Origin of the sequence: Peptoniphilus raoultii (genome assembly GCF_900099555.1) — a bacterium.
Taxonomy (GTDB): domain Bacteria; phylum Bacillota; class Clostridia; order Tissierellales; family Peptoniphilaceae; genus Peptoniphilus_A; species Peptoniphilus_A raoultii.
Genome location: NZ_FMWM01000002.1, coordinates 248484 through 266122 on the forward strand (window position 1 = coordinate 248484; position 17639 = coordinate 266122).

At 33.4% G+C, this 17639-nt stretch carries 16 protein-coding genes and 1 other RNA gene; 8 read left to right on the plus strand and 9 right to left on the minus strand.

Annotated elements, in window-relative coordinates; genetic code table 11:
• Positions 1-3 precede the first annotated feature (3 nt).
• On the minus strand, positions 4-1380 hold the full coding sequence (glmU, locus tag BQ4446_RS01095) for a bifunctional UDP-N-acetylglucosamine diphosphorylase/glucosamine-1-phosphate N-acetyltransferase GlmU (protein ID WP_071025895.1): 1377 nt from the start codon (positions 1378-1380) through the stop codon (positions 4-6).
• A gap of 207 nt (positions 1381-1587) precedes the next feature.
• On the opposite strand from glmU, the gene gap reads away from it, so the two are divergent.
• Entirely contained in the window at positions 1588-2604 is a 1017-nt protein-coding gene (gene gap, locus BQ4446_RS01100) for a type I glyceraldehyde-3-phosphate dehydrogenase (protein ID WP_071025897.1), read from the plus strand.
• Between the two features lie 203 nt (positions 2605-2807).
• Here the strand turns inward: gap and BQ4446_RS01105 are convergent, their stop codons facing one another.
• Positions 2808-4673 carry an ABC transporter ATP-binding protein gene (locus BQ4446_RS01105; protein ID WP_071025899.1) on the minus strand — a complete coding sequence of 622 codons (1866 nt, stop codon included), beginning with the start codon at positions 4671-4673 and terminating at the stop codon, positions 2808-2810.
• Positions 4660-6402: an ABC transporter ATP-binding protein gene (locus BQ4446_RS01110; protein WP_071025901.1), complete on the minus strand. Its 1743-nt coding sequence runs from the start codon at positions 6400-6402 to the stop codon at positions 4660-4662. The genes BQ4446_RS01105 and BQ4446_RS01110 overlap by 14 nt, the downstream gene beginning before the upstream one ends.
• Before the next feature lie 98 nt (positions 6403-6500).
• Between BQ4446_RS01110 and BQ4446_RS01115 the strand changes: the two genes are divergently transcribed.
• Together BQ4446_RS01115 and BQ4446_RS01120 are read left to right on the plus strand one after the other, a co-directional pair.
• Positions 6501-6746 carry a CDIF630_02480 family spore surface protein gene (locus tag BQ4446_RS01115; RefSeq protein WP_071025903.1) on the plus strand — a complete coding sequence of 82 codons (246 nt, stop codon included), beginning with the start codon at positions 6501-6503 and terminating at the stop codon, positions 6744-6746.
• 15 nt (positions 6747-6761) lie between these two features.
• Positions 6762-7301 (plus strand): phosphatase PAP2 family protein, encoded by a 540-nt coding sequence (locus BQ4446_RS01120; RefSeq protein WP_071025904.1) that lies wholly within the window; start codon positions 6762-6764, stop codon positions 7299-7301.
• A 28-nt stretch (positions 7302-7329) separates the two neighbouring features.
• On the opposite strand, the gene ymfI is transcribed toward BQ4446_RS01120, so the two are convergent.
• The gene (gene ymfI, locus BQ4446_RS01125) at positions 7330-8064 is read right to left on the minus strand and encodes an elongation factor P 5-aminopentanone reductase (protein ID WP_071025906.1); all 735 of its coding nucleotides are present in this window, start codon (positions 8062-8064) and stop codon (positions 7330-7332) included.
• 44 nt (positions 8065-8108) lie between these two features.
• Positions 8109-8516: a metal-dependent transcriptional regulator gene (locus BQ4446_RS01130; RefSeq protein WP_071025908.1), complete on the minus strand. Its 408-nt coding sequence runs from the start codon at positions 8514-8516 to the stop codon at positions 8109-8111.
• 162 nt (positions 8517-8678) lie between these two features.
• Between BQ4446_RS01130 and BQ4446_RS01135 the strand changes: the two genes are divergently transcribed.
• The 3 genes from BQ4446_RS01135 (at position 8679) to ssrA (ending at position 10314) form a co-directional block, all read left to right on the plus strand.
• Positions 8679-9317, plus strand: coding sequence for an HAD family hydrolase (locus BQ4446_RS01135; RefSeq protein WP_071025910.1), 639 nt, complete (start codon positions 8679-8681; stop codon positions 9315-9317).
• Positions 9314-9913: a VanZ family protein gene (locus BQ4446_RS01140; RefSeq protein WP_071025912.1), complete on the plus strand. Its 600-nt coding sequence runs from the start codon at positions 9314-9316 to the stop codon at positions 9911-9913. Before BQ4446_RS01135 ends, BQ4446_RS01140 begins: the two co-directional genes overlap by 4 nt.
• A 49-nt stretch (positions 9914-9962) precedes the next feature.
• Positions 9963-10314: a transfer-messenger RNA gene (ssrA, locus tag BQ4446_RS01145) on the plus strand.
• 137 nt (positions 10315-10451) lie between these two features.
• Here the strand turns inward: ssrA and BQ4446_RS01150 are convergent.
• The 4 genes from BQ4446_RS01150 to BQ4446_RS01165 all read right to left on the minus strand — a co-directional run bounded on the left by BQ4446_RS01150 (position 10452) and on the right by BQ4446_RS01165 (position 15715).
• The gene (locus tag BQ4446_RS01150; protein WP_071025914.1) at positions 10452-12005 is read right to left on the minus strand and encodes an S-layer homology domain-containing protein; all 1554 of its coding nucleotides are present in this window, start codon (positions 12003-12005) and stop codon (positions 10452-10454) included.
• Positions 12006-12016: 11 nt separating this feature from the next.
• A complete protein-coding gene (locus BQ4446_RS01155) occupies positions 12017-13318 on the minus strand; it encodes a pyrimidine-nucleoside phosphorylase (protein WP_071025915.1) in 1302 nt (433 codons plus the stop codon).
• Positions 13319-13458: 140 nt separating this feature from the next.
• Complete coding sequence (locus tag BQ4446_RS01160) at positions 13459-15462, minus strand: sodium-translocating pyrophosphatase (protein WP_071025917.1); 2004 nt, start codon at positions 15460-15462, stop codon at positions 13459-13461.
• A 22-nt stretch (positions 15463-15484) separates the two neighbouring features.
• Positions 15485-15715 (minus strand): preprotein translocase subunit SecG, encoded by a 231-nt coding sequence (locus BQ4446_RS01165; RefSeq protein WP_071025919.1) that lies wholly within the window; start codon positions 15713-15715, stop codon positions 15485-15487.
• A 462-nt stretch (positions 15716-16177) separates the two neighbouring features.
• On the opposite strand from BQ4446_RS01165, the gene cysK reads away from it, so the two are divergent.
• Together cysK and epsC are read left to right on the plus strand one after the other, a co-directional pair.
• Positions 16178-17059, plus strand: coding sequence for a cysteine synthase A (gene cysK / locus BQ4446_RS01170; RefSeq protein ID WP_071025921.1), 882 nt, complete (start codon positions 16178-16180; stop codon positions 17057-17059).
• On the plus strand, positions 17052-17606 hold the full coding sequence (epsC, locus tag BQ4446_RS01175; protein ID WP_071025923.1) for a serine O-acetyltransferase EpsC: 555 nt from the start codon (positions 17052-17054) through the stop codon (positions 17604-17606). Before cysK ends, epsC begins: the two co-directional genes overlap by 8 nt.
• Positions 17607-17639: the final 33 nt, after the last annotated feature.

Consider the following 17639-nt stretch of genomic DNA (forward strand, 5'->3'; position numbering starts at 1 on the left):
CTCCTATTTATCGAATCCCTTTTTATTTACCCAACCGTCAATATTTCTTTGACGATTTCTTTCTATAGAAAGCTGGCCCTTCAAAACATCTTTTGTTATTGTAGAGCCTGCTGCTATATAGCCATATTCTTCCACAAGACAAGGAGCAACAATATTTGAATTAGAACCAATAAAAGCATGGTCTAAAACCCTTGACCTATATTTTTTCTTGCCATCATAATTTACAAAAATTACGCCGCATCCAATATTTACATTTTTTCCAACATCTGCATCACCAATATAGGCAAGATGTGACATTTTTGTTCCGTCGCCAATATTTGAATTTTTAACTTCCACAAAATTTCCAACCTTGCACTTTTTGCCAATTTTTGAATTTGGTCTTAGGTGGGCATTAGGACCAATACTTGTACCTTCACCAACTTCAGACTCTTCGATTTGAGATGAGGTAATTTTAACATCTTTTCCAATATGGGACTTTAAAATTCTTGATGAAATAATTTCTGATCCGCTTTCAATAAAAGTATCCTTGTCAATATATGATCCTGGATAAATTATAACATCTCTTTCAATTTTTGCTCCATATTCAATGTAGGTATTTTTGGGGTCAATTAAACTTACCCCTTCAATCATATATTTATAATTTACACATTCCCTTAAAATACATTCAAGTTTTGAAAGTTCCGCCCTTGAATTTACGCCAAGTATTTCTTTTTTATCCTTTAATTTATAAGTGCCAACTTTTTTGCCTTCTTCAACTAAAATTTTTAGGGCATCTGTCAAATAGAGTTCATGAGAGGCATTATCCATTTTTAATTTTGAAATGGCATATTTTAAATTGACTCCCTTGAAGGCATAAATTCCAGAATTGATTTCCCTAACTAATTTTTCCTTTTCACTGGCATCCTTTTGTTCCACAATTTTTACTATATTTGCATCGCTATCCCTAATGATTCTCCCATAATTTGTAGGATCATTTAAGTCAGCTGTCATTACAGTTAAATCATTTTCGTTATGCTTGTGATAGGATAAAAATTTATTAATAGTTTTAGATGAAATTAGGGGAGCGTCTCCATTTAAAATTATAACGTCATCATCGTCATTAATTTCTCCAAGGGCACATGAAACTGCAAAACCCGTTCCATATGGGGCACCATTGCCCACAGGCTGCTCCACAAAAAGTGCATCTTCATCCTTAAAGGCCTCTTTAATTTGCTCTTTGTGATGGCCAATAATCACTATATTTTTATCAATTTCTGACTTCTTGCAGGCATTTAGAACGTAAAAAAGCATAGGTCTACCTAAAATTTCATGGAGGACCTTTGCCCTGTTAGATTTCATTCTAGTTCCTTCACCTGCAGCCAAGATAATTGAAACTTCCATAATCCACCTCTTAATATTTTCTTATTACATTATAACTAAATAAACCTTAAATATTCAAGAAAATATCAAATAATTTATAGATGAGGACAAATAATTTTAAATTTTTAAATTAATTGAAAAAAATTACTGACAAGATGAAAAAAATTTTCACTATGATATAATTATTTATGGAAAATTATTTATTTGATAAATTTAAGGAGGATCATAATGAAAAAAGTTGCTATAATGGGTTTCGGAAGAATTGGAAGAGATGCCCTAAGAATTTGGGCTCTTAGAAAAGAAAAAGATTTTGAAATTACCCATGTTGCTGTAAGAAATTTAGAAAAGACAATGAAAGATAGAATCCATCTTTTTAAATACGATACAATTTATAGGAGATATCCCGGAGATTTAGAATTAACTAACGACGGTATGATTTTAGATGGCCACAAAATAACTTTTATAGAAGCAAAATCTCCTAAAGACATGGACTGGAAAAAATATGGTATTGATATTGTTATAGATTCATCGGGAGCTTTTAAGGATAGAGAAGATGCCGAAGGTCATATTAAAGCTGGCGCTCAAAAACTTGTTCTTACATCTCCTGCCAAAGGCGAAGATATTACAATTGTAATGGGAGTTAATGATAATTTATATGATGCAAAAAAGCATAATATTATTTCAAATGCATCGTGCACAACAAATTGCCTTGCTCCTGTAACAAAGGTTATGCTTGAAAATTTTGGAATTGTTAAGGGTCTTATGACAACAGTTCATGCCTACACAAATGATCAAAAAGTGCATGATGCTCCTCATAAGGATATGCGCCGTGCAAGAATGGCTGCAGAAAATATTATCCCTACAACAACTGGTGCTGCAAAGGCAGTTGGCAAAGTTATTCCTGAAGTTAATGGCATTTTAACAGGTTTTGCGATTAGAGTTCCAGTTCCTACTGGCTCTCTTGTTGATGTAACTTTTGAACTTGAAAAAGAAGCAAGCCTTGAAGAAATTAATGCAGTTATGAAAAAGGCAAGTGAATATGAATTAAAGGGAATTTTAGCCTATACTGATGAAGAAATTGTTTCTTCTGACATTATTGGTGACAGTCACTCTTCAATTTTTGATTCATCCCTAACTCTTGTTAAGGGAAATATGGTAAAACTTATTTCTTGGTATGACAATGAATGGGGCTATACTTCAAGAGTAATTGATTTAGTTGATAAGGTTTCTAAATCTTTAGAATAATAAATAAAGAGGGACTGTCCCTTGTGGAAGATCCCTCTTGAATTTCGACTTTTTAATTTTAACTTTTTATTTTTTTCTTAGCTGATAATTTTTTTGTCAGTTAAGATCTTTTTGTCGCCTTGCATTTTTTTGTCATCTGACAATTTTTTGTTAGCTGGCTTTTCAATTATTTTTATTTTTTTGAAAGCTAAATTTTAATTTTTTTATGCCTCTTCTTCAAAGTCTCCCAAATAAAGGCTTGCATAAATCCCTTTTTTTTCCAAAAGTTCATTATGATCCCCTCTTTCAACAATTTCCCCTCTATCTAAAACAAGAATGACATCTGAATCCATAATTGTTGAAATCCTATGGGCAATGACAAAAGTTGTCCTTCCTTTCATAAGTTTATCCATGCCCCTTTGGACAATTTTTTCTGTTCTCGTATCAATTGATGAAGTTGCCTCATCTAAAATCATAACGGGCGGATTATAAACTTCCGCTCTTGCTATGGATAGAAGTTGGGCTTGACCTTGTGAAAGTTCGAGTTCCGTTCCTGAAATTTCTGTTTGGTAAGAATTTTCAAGATTTTCTATAAATTTATTGGCCATAACTCTTTGGGCAGCTCCTTTTACAATTTCTTCACTTGCTTCTGGGTTCCCAAATTTTATATTATCATAAACCGTTCCCGTAAATAAATGAGTATCCTGCAAAATCATGCCAAGAGTTTTTCTAAGGGCTGATTTTTTTATCCTTCTAATATCAATTCCATCATAGGATATAAGTCCTGAATCTATTTCATAAAATCTATTTATTAAATTTGTAATTGTTGTCTTACCAGCACCCGTTGCCCCAACAAAGGCAATTTTTTGGCCTGGTCTTGCAAAAAGATTTATATTTTTTAGGACTAAATTTTTACCGTCATAGGAAAAGTTGACATTTTTAAATTCAATATCTCCCCTTAGAGGAATATAAATATTTTCAGCTTCTACATCCTTCCACGCTAAAATCCCTTGGTTATTTTGACTTTCTATAAACTTGCCCTCTTCTTTTATTATTCTTACAAGGTCAACTGTGCCCTTATCCTTTTCTGGATCCTCTTTTAAAAATTCAAAAATTCTTTCGGCTCCTGCCATAGCAAGGACAACTTGGTTAACTTGAGTTGCAACTTGCGACATAGGACCTGTTACTGATCTTGAAAGCTGTAGAAAGGAAGCCACAAGGCCAACGCTTATGCCTCCAATATTATTTATGGCAAGAAGAGCACCAAAAAAGGCAAATAAAATATACTGAAAATTTCCTATGCCAAAAATTATTGGCATTAAGGAAAGGGAAAGTCTATTTGCCATCATTGTATTTTTTGCAAGTTCGTCATTAATTTTTGAAAAATCCTCAAGAGATTTTTCTTCATGGCTGAAAATTTTAACAACCTTCATTCCGTTTACCATTTCTTCCACAAAACCATTTGTAATCCCTAGGGATTTTTGTTGATTTAAAAAGTAGCCTGAAGAAATTTTGCCAATTTTTTTAATTACAAGAGTCATTAGGCCCATGGTTAGAAAAATTATAAGGCTTAGCAAAAAAGACTGGATAATCATGGCAACTATACATGAACCAATTGTCATTATAGATGATAGGGCTGCGGGAATTGAATTTGCAATTGCCTGGCCAAGATTTTGAACGTCATTTGTGTAATAGGACATAACATCGCCATGGCTCTTCCTGTCAAAATATGAAACAGGCAGATCCTCCATCCTATCAAACATTCTTATCCTTAATTTATTTATTGATTCTTCAGAGATATCCACCATAAGCCTAGTATAAATTAAGGTTGATAACACTCCAAGAGCAAAGACTATTGCCATTTTAAAAATTAAGGCATTTAAGGGGGCAAAATCTGTGCTTCCATTTTTTAATAAAGGCAGAATATTATTATCTATTAAATTTCTAATGAAAAGGGATAAAAATACATTTGTTAAAGTTGAATAGATGACAAGGCAAAAGACAAATATTAATTTTAGAGTGTTGCCCTTAAAGACAAGTCTTAAAATCCTTAGGATAATATCCTTATCTGCCTCATTATTCTTTTTCATCAAAATCACCCTCCCCTTCTTGGGACACAAAAATTTCCCCATAAATCTTTGACCTTTTAATTAGATCTTCGTGGCTGCCTACGGATTCAATTTCTCCATCATTTAAAACTATAATATAGTCGCAGTCCTTAAGAGAATTAACTCTTTGGGAAATTATTATTTTTGTCATATCCTTATTTACAGTTCTTAGGGAATCTATTATTGCCTTTTCCGTTGAATTATCAAGAGCTGATGTTGAATCATCTAATATTAAAATTTTGGGATCTTTTAAAAGAGATCTTGCAATAGAAATTCTCTGCTTTTGACCTCCAGAAAAATTTGTTCCCTCTCTTTCAACTTCACCATCAAGGCCACCCTTTTCCATAACAAAATCATAGGCCTTTGCTCTTTTTAAGGCATCAATTAATTTTTCATCAGACAAATCTTCTCCTGCCCATTTTAAATTTTCCCTAAGGCTTCCAGAAAAAAGCTGATTTTTTTGAAGGACAACAGAAACCTTGTCCCTTAAAATTTTAAGTTCATAATTTTTAACATTTTCTCCTGAAACAATAACTTCTCCCTTGTCCGTATCATAAAATCTTGCAATTAAATTAACAAGAGTAGACTTTCCAGAGCCTGTTGGGCCAATAATGCCAACATAATCTCCTGATGAGATTTTAAAATTAATATCCTTTAAGACGCATTTATTTTCGTCACCTGCATAGGAAAAATGCACATCTTTAAATTCTACTGAACCGTTTTTTACTTGTCTTATTGGATTTTCAGGACTTAAAATGTCGGGTTTTGTTTCTAAAATTTCAAAAATTCTATCCACTGCATTTCTAACAATTGTTATCTGAACTAAAACCATGGATAGGGTCATTAGAGAAATTTGAATTTGAATTGCATAGGTAATAAGTGATGTTAAGGCTCCTGTTGTCATTAAATTTTTAACAATAAGTCCTGCTCCAACTCTTGCAATTAAAAGACTCATTAAATATGTTGAAAACTGCATAAGAGGAGATGCCAAGGCAAGAAGTCTTGATGCCTTCCTATAATTGTGAAAAAGATCTGTGGAAATTTCATTAAATTTTTCCTTTTCCCTACCTTCCTTGACATAGGATTTGACAACACGAATACCTGATAAATTTTCAGAAACCATAGTGTTTAATTTGTCCGTTGTCTTAAAAACTTTTTTAAAAACAGGATGGGCACCTGTCGTTATAAAAAACATTCCTATTGTAATTATGGGAATTATAATTAAAAAATAAATGGCCACATGATCATTTAATTTGAAGGCCATAAAAAATGAAAACAAAAGCATAAGAGGAGCACGAATCGCTAGCCTTACGGCAACTTGAGATGCCATTTGAACAAACTGTACATCTGTTGACATCCTTGTGACAAGAGATCCTTTTTTAAAAGAATCTATGTTTTTAAAAGTAAATTCTCCAATTTTTTCAAACATCCTATATCTTAAATTTTTAGCAAGACCTGATGATGCTCTTGTTGCAAAATATGTGGATAAAAGGCCGCATATAAATGAAAGGAGGGTTGCTAAAAATAAGATAAGCGAGAGCTTAATTACCATATCTTGGGAATAACCTAAAATTCCCCTGTCAATTAAAAGGGACATAAGATATGGTATTAGCGTATTTAAAATAACTTCAAATGTTACAAGTACAGGACTTATTAAGGCGTCCTTTGAATATTCCTTAAAAAAAGAAAATAGCTTAATAAATTTTTTCATTTTTTTCTTCCTTCCCAAACTGTACTTCAAAACTGTCTTCGTTTTATTATACAATAAAATGGGTATTTAAGTTAATATAAATTAAAGGAGCAATGAATATGAAAGATAATAAAAAGGAAGAAGTAGAAAAACTTCTTGATAATTCAAAAACAATATCTGAAAGCAAGAAAAAACAAATGAAGGCAAGGCTTGACCAAGAAAAGGAGATTGATCATGAAAATCGTCCTGCTGGAGATGTATATTCTAAAGTTGAAAAGAAAGACGAAAAGTCAGGCGTAGAAATTCCAACTGAGGAAGCCGTTGAAGAAGCAAAAGACTGGGTTGACAATGCAAATCAAATGTAATAATAAAGGGAGTTTATGGATAAAAAATTTTTAAGATGGATGCTTAATCTGAGGACAAAAAAATTAAATAAATTTATGGTCTTTATCACCCATTTGGGTACGGGAGGATTTTTATGGATCTTAAGTGCAATAATTTTTTATTTTGTTTCTTATAAGGCTCTAGCTTACAATATTATCCTCTCCCTTTTTTTAAATGGAATTTTATGTAACTTTATTTTAAAACCCCTCCTGAGAAGGAAAAGACCCTCATGGATAAAAAAAGTTGACCTCTTAATAAAAAATCCCCACGATTTTTCCTTTCCATCAGGTCACGCTGCATCATCATTTGCTGCTGCAACAACAATCTTTTTTTATATAAGAAATTTGAGCATAATATTTTTAGTTCTTGCATTTTTAATTGCCTTTTCAAGAATTTATCATTTTGTCCACTATCCTTCAGATGTTATTGTAGGAATTTTTATTGGAATAACAATTGCCTTTATAAGTGAATATTTATTTAAAAGTTATGTCTTTGACTTTTTAAATGCCAGAGATCTCTTGAATTTTATACATTAAAAAAAACCGGAACAATCCGGTTTATTTTTTAGTCATAAAAGCCTCCATTTACTCCCAAAACTTGGCCAGTCATATAAGAAGCCTTATCTGATAATAAAAAGTGAATTACTTCCGCCACTTCCTCGGGCTTTCCAATTCTCATTAGAGAAACTTCCTCAGCAAAGGAATCTAAAACTTCCTCTGGCAAAACTGAAATCATATCTGTCTTTATGCAGCCAGGTGCCACAACATTTACCCTAATATTTGATGGACCAAGTTCTCTAGCAAGACCCTTAGAATAAGAAATAATTGCTCCCTTTGTTGCCCCATAGTGAGTTTCCATTGAACCGCCAGTTTGTCCCCAAATTGATGATACATTTACAATTGAACCCCATTTTTGAGAAATCATGTGGGGAGCAGCAAGTTTTACTGTGTGAAAGCATCCATTAATATTTACGCCAAAAATTTTTCCCCACTCATCGAGAGTCACATCTTGGCACTGTTTTGGAAAAGCTATTCCTGCATTGTTTACAAGATAGTCAACTCCTCCATAATTTTTTTCTATTATTTTAAACATTTCAAGAACTTCTTCATATTTTGAAACGTCACATTTAATTGCCATAGAATTTATGCCTCTTGACTTTAAAATTTCCACAACCTCATCGGCCTTATCTTTTCTTTCTATATAATTTATAACAATATTTAAGCCCTTTTCATAAAAGGATAAAGCAGTTGCCCTGCCAATTCCCCTTGATGAGCCTGTAATTAAAATAGTTTTTCCCATAAGTCCTCCTTAAAACTTTCAAATAAAAAATGCCTTAGGGCATTTTAAAGTTTTTCTGTATTAATATAAATTGTCCTGCCATGAGGACACTTTTTTGGATAAGATAGGTATTTATTTAAGGCTTCCAAAAGTCCATCATCTGTAGCATGTTCAAGTTTTTCTGCTTGTTCATGGACATCTGTTGCCTTGTAATCCAAAACTTCTTGCAAAAATTTTTCCCAAAGTCTATGCTTAGAAATTAATTTTTTTGCAATTTTTAAACCCTCATCACTTAAATAAATTTTAGAATTCTCTGTATAAACTAAATTGTCATCTTTTAATTTTCCAATCATTTCCGTAACAGAGGGCTTTGAAACTTCAAGATAGAGGGACAAATCCTTATTCAACGAATAGCCGCAAGCTTCAATCCCCTTAAAAATATTTTTTATATAATCTTCTCTATTTGGACTCATAATTTCTCCTTTGACAATTAGTTTCATCTTTACTTTAATATTTTACAATATTCTCCTTAAATTTGCGAATTTTTTTAGGATAAAGACTTTATAAAATTAGACAAGATGCCCAGAATTGACAGGCCCTTTAATTTTTTATATAATCAAGAACACGGAGGGATTATGGACTTAATAATATTTGATTTAGACGGAACTCTTGTAGATTCAATGAGTTATTGGCGAAATTTGACTATAGATTTTTTAGGAGCAAGAAATTTAAAAATTTCTACAGAAGTTTTGCATTTTTTAAATACATACAATTTAAAATTATCTATTGGTTTTTTAAAGGACTACTATAAATTACGTGAATCCTTTGATCAGCTTTATAGCGAATTTGACAATAGAATTATAGATTTCTATTCAAATAAAGTTAAGCTAAAGGATGGGGCCCTTGAAATTTTAAAATATTTTAAGGAAAGGGGGCTTAAAATTGTCCTTGGAACTTCAACAAATGAAGAATATGCCCGTATTCCTCTTGAAAAATTTGGCCTTAAAAAATATGTTGAGGATATTAACACAGTTGAAAATATTGGGACAACAAAAAATAAAGCTGAGTTTTTTCACATACTTTGCAAAAAGTATGGGATTTTGGAAAAATCTTCATATTTAGTTGATGACTCTTTTATAGCCCTTAGGTCGGCAAAAGAAGCAGGCCTTGTAACTATTGGAATTTATGATGAAAATTCAAAAGACACTTGGGAGGATATTAAAAGGGAAAATCCTCACAGCATTAAAAATCTTTTAGACCTCAAAAATATATGAAATTATTTTACTTTTTCTTTATTAGAGCCCTAATTGTTTTTATCCTAAGCTTTGTAAGTTTTTCCCAATTAAGGAAACATTTTTTCAAAAAAAATAGGATTAAATCAAAGGGTGCAAGAGAATTTTTTCTCTGTATTTTTGCAGGTTACCTTGCAGTTTTAGCCGTCCTACTTTTTACACCCAATTCCTATATAGCAAATTATGGCATAGACCTTACAAACGAACACTTTGATTTTGTGGGCAACTTTAAAGACAGAATTGATGCTGGAAATTGGGGCGTGAATTTAGTTCCCTTTAGGACAATTAAATCATATATTAAATACTCAGGCTTTTTTCATAGCCTAACAAATATTTTTGGTAACATCTTAATTTTTGTGCCACTTGGAATTCTTCTCCCCATTTTATACAAAAATTATAAAAGAATAACTAAGCTCTTAATCCATGCCATTTTACTTTCACTTTTTATAGAATCAATCCAATTTTTTATTGGCAGAAGTGTCGATATTGACGATTTAATATTAAATAGCCTTGGGGCTCTTGTAGGATATTTTATTTATAAAAATCTGCCAGCAAATATTAAAAATCTTTCCCTTTAGGCCTATAATTGACATAAAACGCATTTTTAGTTATAATTAAATTTCACATGGGGGCGAAATTGGCTTCGACAGGGATTTTGAGCTTTAAGTAGCGAGCCGCTATTGGATCATATAGCGTTAAACAGGTCCAAAAAAATAAACGACGAAAATAATTTCGCATTTGCAGCCTAAGTAAAGGCTACTATCCGACTTGAGTCTCCCGCAGCTTGAGAAGGGTATCAAATTAAGCGGGGAACCGCACCAGACTAGGCACCATAATCTGGGACGGAATTTATGATGCTAGCGGTTATTTTTTTGACTATTTAGTTAATAATCGTGAAAATTAAAAAATAGTCTGCACTCGGAGAAACTTTTTGCAGACGAATCTTTGGACGTGGGTTCGACACCCACCGCCTCCACCATATTCCCTTTTTAGGACTTTTTTATAAACATAATTAAACTGCTATGATTATAAAAGTATAAAAAATCTAAATCTTATAAATATCTTAAAAATAACCATTAATTCCCATTAAAAATAAGGCTCCCACGAGCCTTATTTTTATATTCCGCCAACTTCCAATACTTGGTAGTATGCCCAATGATTTTTATCTATATCTTTATATGGATTTTTAGAATATTTATTTAAAAATTCTTCATCAACTTTTCTGTCTAGGATTTTATTTATAATAACGGCCGCCTCGCATCTTTTTAGTTTTGCATTTGGGTTAAATTCATTTTTATTTCTACCAACCATTATTTCATTTGCTGCCAAGATATTTATTGCCTTTGCTGCCCAAAAATCATCAGGCACATCTTTAAAGTTAATATTTTTATTCTTGTCATCGGGATTTAAATAATTATAAATAACCATGGCAAATTCTGCTCTTGTTATTTCCTTTTCAGGCTTAAAAGTTCCATTTTCATATCCTGATATAAGACCTTTACTTTCAACGCATGCAACGGCTTGCGCATACCATTTTTCCTCTTCCACATCTTTAAAGGATGAAAAATCTTTATATTCCTTATTCCCCAAGATTATTTTTGATAAGACCTGTGCAACTTCAGATCTTTTCATAGCCTTGTTGGGTTTAAAATTTCCTCCTGAACCAACCATATAAGGTTTTCTTACAAGTTTTACAGATTCTTGAATTTCCTTTAAGGTCTTATCAATTTCCTCATCTTTAACAGATTTTTTTACTACAATATATTCTGCATTTGCAATTGCTGCCTTAAGCCTCGCACTTTCTTCCTTGCTGGCATTTACATCAGGAAGATTTTTGGCAAAATTTGAAAAATCATTTAATTTTCCTAGCTTTCCAATGGCATTTACAATTTCGTCACCATCATCTTTTTTTATTTCCTTAGTTTTTATTGAATCTTCGGCATCCTTGACTATATAGTCTAAATACAGGCTTTCCTTGCCAAAAAAGGAATAAATTCTAATGCTTTCTCCAGCCTTTATAGGATCTATATTAAGGCTAAAATTTCCCTTGATGTCAGCTTTTCCTTTGGAAATTTCTTTAGAATCCATATATAAAATTATTGTTGAATCTGCCTCTGTTTTGCCTGTAATCTTTTTGGAATTTGCATAGACATCATCTATGTTTAAGCTGCCATTTTGAGCCTTCGTTGAAGATTCTAAATCCTTTTGAGCTGATGATGTTTTTCCTTTCTTGTCCACATAGGATAGGACAAAAGAATTTTTTAAATTTTGTGAAGATTTAATTTCTTCCTTGACTTTAGTCTTTATTTCTAAATTTAAGATCTTATTCTTTACAAGATCAAGATCACTTACATTTAAGGTTACTATATTTTGTGAAGTGTTAGAAACTTCTGTTGATTTTACTTCAATTTTCCCAGCTGTAATTTCAGCCCCTTCTAGCCCTGTCCCATCTAGGCTTAAATTTCCGTCCATTAGAACTGTTACAGAGAAAGATTCATATTTGTTTTTATAGTCATCTGGGAGTTTAACTACAAGGTTATACTTTAGGCTCTCACCGCTTTTGGCCCTTGAAATTGCAGGCTGCTCCAAGGTAACCTGAATGTCCTCTTCTCCATACACTAGGCCAAAAACCATAAAAAGGCAGGCTAGCAATAATAAAAATTTTTTCATAAATCTCTCCTTTATTTTAAGACTTCTTCAATTATATTTTCCTTTTCAACATAATCTTTCGAAAATTCAAAAGACTTATAAAGGCTTTCAAGCCATTCATCACTAAGTTCCTTATCGTGGTGAACTGTACAAAGAAGATCTCCTTTTTCCACCTTATCTCCCTTCATAACATCCATAACAAGGCCCACTGCATAATTTATTTTGTCATCCTTTTTTTCTCTTCCGCCTCCAAGAAGCATGGATAGCCTTCCAAGCTTTTGCGAATGAATTTTTGAAATATAGCCACCTTCCTTTGCCTTTATCTCGCTTACATATTTTGCCTTAGGAAGTTTTGATGGATCTTTTATCTCTTCCACATCACCGCCTTGAGCCTTGACCATTTCTAAAAGTTTTTCAAAGGCCGCTCCGTTTTTAATATTTTCTCTTAGGGCCTTTCTTGCCTCTTCCTTTGAATTATAAGCTCCGCCTTGCATAAGCATAATTTCTCCTGCATCAATAATAAATTCTGTAAATTCCTTTTGGCCTTCTCCCCTTAAGGCTTCAATGGCTTCTGTAAGTTCAAGGGCATTTCCAATTGTCCTTCCCAGCGGACTATTCATATCAGAAATCATGGCAACAGTATTTCTGCCAAGATTATTTCCAATACTAATCATTGTCCTTGCAAGTTTTTTTGCATCTTCAACTGTGTGCATAAAGGCCCCTTCCCCATATTTTACATCAAGTAAAATTGTTTGAGAGCCAAGGGCAAGTTTTTTCGACATAATAGATGCAGAAATTAATGGTATTGAATCGACAGTTGCCGTAACATCTCTTAGGGCATAAAGTTTTTTATCTGCTGGCACAAGTTCGCCCGTTTGGCCAATAATGGCAAGTCCAATTTCTCTAACTTGCCTTTTAAAATCTTCCTCGCTTAAAAAAATATTAAAGCCAGAAATGGATTCTAATTTATCTAAAGTTCCGCCTGTGTGTCCAAGGCCCCTGCCAGACATTTTTGCAATTTTAAGGCCACATGAAGACACCAAGGGTCCCAAAACAAGAGATGTTTTATCTCCAACTCCGCCCGTTGAATGTTTGTCTGCAATTATGCCATCAATATCCGAAAAATCCATGGTATCACCTGAATTAATCATGGACTTACAAAGATTTGTAGTTTCTTCTTCATTCATGCCCATTAATAAAATTGCCATTAAAAGGGCACTTGTTTGATAGTCGGGAATACTTTCATCCGTAACACCCTTAATCCAAAAATCTATTTCATCTTCACTTAAAATTTTTCCTCTTTTTTTCTTTTCGATAATATCTAAAATTTTCATGAAATCCTCCGTACTTAACTATATTATATGAAAAAATTATGAGAAAATCCAATTATTATGGAAAGCTTTCCCAAAATTTCACAAAAAAATAGAGAGTTTGAAAACTCTCTATTAAAAATACATTTATAATTTTTGAAAACTTAAATTAAGATTCCACCAAAAGCTACAAATAATGGTGCAAAAACTAGGGAAACTACAGTTATAAGTTTGATTAAAATATTTAGTGAAGGTCCTGAAGTATCCTTAAATGGATCGCCGACAGTATCTCCAGTTACAGCTGCCTTGTGGGCTTCTGAACCTTTTCCTCCGTACTTTCCGCCTTCAATATATTTTTTAGCATTGTCCCAAGCTCCGCCGGCATTTGACATAAAGATTGCCATTAAAACGCCTGTAACAAGAGCTCCTGCTTGAAGTCCGCCAAGGGCTTCAGTTCCAAATAACAGACCAACAATAATTGGAACAACAACTGCAATAAGACCGGGGACGATCATTTCACGAAGAGCTGCTGTTGTAGAAATATCTACGCACTTTGCATATTCAGGAGTTGCTTGTCTTTCCATAATTCCTGGAATTTCTTTAAATTGTCTACGCACTTCATCAATCATTGCTGATGCTGCATTACCTACTGCTGACATTGTTAATGCTGAGAAGGCAAAGGGTAGCATACCACCAATAAATGTTGCTGCAATTACTTGTGGTTTTGAAATATCAATTCCTGTAAGTCCTGTTGCATTTATATAGGAAACAAAAAGTGCTAGGGCTGTTAAAGCTGCTGAACCAATAGCAAATCCCTTACCAATAGCTGCTGTTGTATTTCCAACTGCGTCAAGAGAGTCAGTAATATCTCTAACTTCTTCAGGAAGGTCACACATTTCAGCAATACCTCCTGCATTATCTGCAATTGGTCCGTAAGCATCAACGGCAATTGTCATACCAGTTGTTGAAAGCATACCAACTGCTGCTAGGGCAATTCCATATAAGCCGGAAATTGATGATGTATTTCCACCTGCTCCAATATAAGAAGCAATAATTCCAATTGCAATTACAACAATTGGCCATACAGTTGAATTCATACCAACAGAAAGTCCAGCAATAATATTTGTAGAAGAACCTGTTACAGATTCAGCTGCAATTCTTTGAACTGGTTTGTATTGGTCTGCTGTATAGTATTCAGTAAATTTAGAAATAACAAGCCCAACTACAATACCAATGATTACTGGTATAAATTGTGTAAATGATGCAAATATATAATTTGATAATAAAGCTGAAGCAACAATTGTTACTAAAGCTGAAATATATTCTCCATTATTTAATGCTTTTTGAGGATTTTTATCTCCTCTAACAAAAAATGCTGCAATAATTGATGCAACAATTCCAACAGTTGCAACTAAAAGTCCAAATATAACTCCAGATTCTCCATAAGAAGCAACGCCAAGAGTAATTACTGATAAAAGAGCTCCAACATAGGATTCAAAAAGATCGGCTCCCATTCCCGCAACATCACCAACATTATCCCCAACGTTATCTGCAATAACTGCAGGGTTTCTTGGATCGTCTTCAGGGATTCCTGCTTCAACTTTACCTACAAGGTCAGCCCCAACGTCTGCTGCTTTTGTATAAATACCGCCACCAACTCTTGCAAAAAGAGCAATAGATGATGCACCAAGAGAAAATCCTGTAATTATATCTACAGAACCCTTAGCAAAAAAATAAGCAACTGTAATGCCTATGATTCCAAGTCCAACAACGCACATACCCATAACTGCTCCACCTGAAAATGCAATGTCAAGAGCCTTTCCAAGTCCGTGAGTTTTTGCTGCGTTGGCAGTTCTAACATTTGCCTTAGTGGCAACTTTCATGCCTACAAAACCTGCTGCTACAGAAAATAAAGCCCCGAAGACAAAACAAATTGCAGTCGGGATTGATTTTAATCCAACAGCAAGCACAAGTGCAAGCACAATTACAAATACAACAAGAGCCTTATATTCTCTTGCTAAAAAAGCCATGGCTCCTTCTGAAATATAAGAAGAAATTTCTTTCATTCTTTCATTGCCGGGATCTTGTTTTGAAACAAATGATGCCTTGTAGGCAGCAAATAAAAGTGCCAAAACTCCGGCGCAAGGAGCCAATAATAATAAGTTCATATAAATCCTCCTTAAATTAATCTTAGCTAAAAGCCGCAAGTACTAGCAGTGCAAGTGCAAAAACTATACTTGATACGATTACGATTCTGTTTTGAATGTCTTTTTTACTTGAGCCCTTATGTTGACCCCAAAGACTTGTGTCGCTAGCACCTTGTAAAGTTCCTAGGCCTGCTTGCTCTGTTTCCATTTGAGCAATGACAAAGGTAACTATAAGACCGCTAACTATAATTATTAATGATAATAAAGTTTTCATCGTGTCCCCCCAATTTATTTATAACATATTGATTTTAACACAGGCTAGGCGATTTATCAAATACTTTATAGCTTATTTTAAAATCTTTATGGTAAATAAATAAAAATATTTAAGACTTTCTAATTTTTATTTTTTGGCATGTGGCATTTCATTTACTTTTATTTATATGGTCATAACAAGATTTTAATTATAAGAAAATCTTGACAAATTATACTTTTTTTATTATCATTGACTTATCTTTTAAGAAAGAAGATGTTTTATATGAAAAGATTTTTCCTACAAAACTTAAGTAAAGCATTCTGTTGTCCTATTTTACAATAGGGCTAATTAGAATGTGTAAATAAATCCGTTATTTAAGGGTATATGATTTACATATATCCTTTTTTTATTATATTTAAGTTTTAAATTTTAAGAAATGCATGTAGTTATTAGAAAAAATTAAAAATTATAGGGAGAATATTTATGAAAATTTTAGAAACAATAGGAAATACAAAATTAGTTGAATTACAAAACATTGCCAAGAATATTTATGTGAAAATTGAAAAGTCAAATCCAGCAGGATCTATTAAGGATAGGGCTGCCATGGAAATGATTAGGGGAGCAATTGAAAGAGGAGATTTAAAGGAGGGTATGAAAATTGTAGAACCAACTAGTGGAAACACAGGTATCGCTCTTGCCCTTATAGGAAAAACTTTAGGCTATGATGTAACTCTTGTTATGCCTTCTTCAATGTCTGTTGAAAGAAGAAAATTAATTAAGGCCTATGGAGCTGAAATAATTTTAACTGGAGAGGGTGGAATGCAAGCTAGCGTTAATAAGGCACAAGAACTTGTGGCGCAAGGAGGTTATTATATGCCTGATCAATTTTCAAATCCTGACAATGCCAAGGCTCATTTCAAGACAACAGGCCCTGAAATCTATAGTGGAATTCAAGATATTAAAGGATTTGTTGCTGGCTTTGGAACTGGTGGAACAGTTACAGGCATTGGTGCATATTTAAAGAAACAAAATAAGGACATACAAATTTGGGCAATGGAACCTTATGAATCGCCACTTTTAAGCGAAGGACGAGCTGGCAGCCATAAGATTCAAGGAATTGGCGCTAACTTTATTCCCAAAGTTTTAAATATAAATCTTCTTGATAAGGTTATTACAGTAAAATCCGATGATGCCATTGAAATGACAAGAAGTTTGGCAAGGGAAGAAGGACTTTTACTTGGTATCTCTTCAGGTGCAAATGTCCTTGCAGCTATAGAAATGCAAAAAGAACTTGGCGGAAATATTGTTACGGTTGCAGCTGACACTGGCGAAAGATACCTTTCTGCGGACGTATTTAATGCTTAAGTATTTTAAAAGACTTAAAGAGTATGGAAATTTTATTTTAAAAATTGACCCAGCCTGTAGGACACTCTTTGAAGCAATTTTTCTCTATCCTATAGTCAAAAGTATTGTAAGACATAGAATTGCCCACTATTTTTACAAAAAGGGTCACACAACATTTGCAAGGTGGATTTCACAAGCTGCACGAAAGAAAACCGGAATAGAAATCCATCCTGGTGCAACAATTGGCAAAAATTTATTTATAGATCATGGTATGGCAACTGTTATTGGTGAAACAGCAGTTATTGGTAATAATTGCCACTTTTATCACAACATAACTTTAGGCGGAACTGGAAATGAAAAAGGCCACAAAAGGCATCCCACCGTTGGAAATCATGTAATTATTGGAACGGGTGCAACAATTTTAGGCCCAGTAACAATTGGCGACTATGCAAAAATCGGAGCAGGTGCCTTGGTTTTAACTGATATTCCTCCAGGCGCAACTGCTGTTGGCGTTCCAGCAAAGGTTGTGAAAGTTAGGGATCTTACTATCCTGCCAAAAGATGAATAAAAATAGGACCTCTTACTTTTTAGTAAAAGGTCC

Coding starts and splice junctions, on each gene's coding strand:
- glmU (WP_071025895.1), bottom strand. CDS start 1,380: ATGGAAGTTTCAATTATCTTGGCTGCAGGTGAAGGAACTAGAATGAAA.
- gap (WP_071025897.1), top strand. CDS start 1,588: ATGAAAAAAGTTGCTATAATGGGTTTCGGAAGAATTGGAAGAGATGCC.
- BQ4446_RS01105 (WP_071025899.1), bottom strand. CDS start 4,673: ATGAAAAAGAATAATGAGGCAGATAAGGATATTATCCTAAGGATTTTA.
- BQ4446_RS01110 (WP_071025901.1), bottom strand. CDS start 6,402: ATGAAAAAATTTATTAAGCTATTTTCTTTTTTTAAGGAATATTCAAAG.
- BQ4446_RS01115 (WP_071025903.1), top strand. CDS start 6,501: ATGAAAGATAATAAAAAGGAAGAAGTAGAAAAACTTCTTGATAATTCA.
- BQ4446_RS01120 (WP_071025904.1), top strand. CDS start 6,762: ATGGATAAAAAATTTTTAAGATGGATGCTTAATCTGAGGACAAAAAAA.
- ymfI (WP_071025906.1), bottom strand. CDS start 8,064: ATGGGAAAAACTATTTTAATTACAGGCTCATCAAGGGGAATTGGCAGG.
- BQ4446_RS01130 (WP_071025908.1), bottom strand. CDS start 8,516: ATGAGTCCAAATAGAGAAGATTATATAAAAAATATTTTTAAGGGGATT.
- BQ4446_RS01135 (WP_071025910.1), top strand. CDS start 8,679: ATGGACTTAATAATATTTGATTTAGACGGAACTCTTGTAGATTCAATG.
- BQ4446_RS01140 (WP_071025912.1), top strand. CDS start 9,314: ATGAAATTATTTTACTTTTTCTTTATTAGAGCCCTAATTGTTTTTATC.
- BQ4446_RS01150 (WP_071025914.1), bottom strand. CDS start 12,005: ATGAAAAAATTTTTATTATTGCTAGCCTGCCTTTTTATGGTTTTTGGC.
- BQ4446_RS01155 (WP_071025915.1), bottom strand. CDS start 13,318: ATGAAAATTTTAGATATTATCGAAAAGAAAAAAAGAGGAAAAATTTTA.
- BQ4446_RS01160 (WP_071025917.1), bottom strand. CDS start 15,462: ATGAACTTATTATTATTGGCTCCTTGCGCCGGAGTTTTGGCACTTTTA.
- BQ4446_RS01165 (WP_071025919.1), bottom strand. CDS start 15,715: ATGAAAACTTTATTATCATTAATAATTATAGTTAGCGGTCTTATAGTT.
- cysK (WP_071025921.1), top strand. CDS start 16,178: ATGAAAATTTTAGAAACAATAGGAAATACAAAATTAGTTGAATTACAA.
- epsC (WP_071025923.1), top strand. CDS start 17,052: ATGCTTAAGTATTTTAAAAGACTTAAAGAGTATGGAAATTTTATTTTA.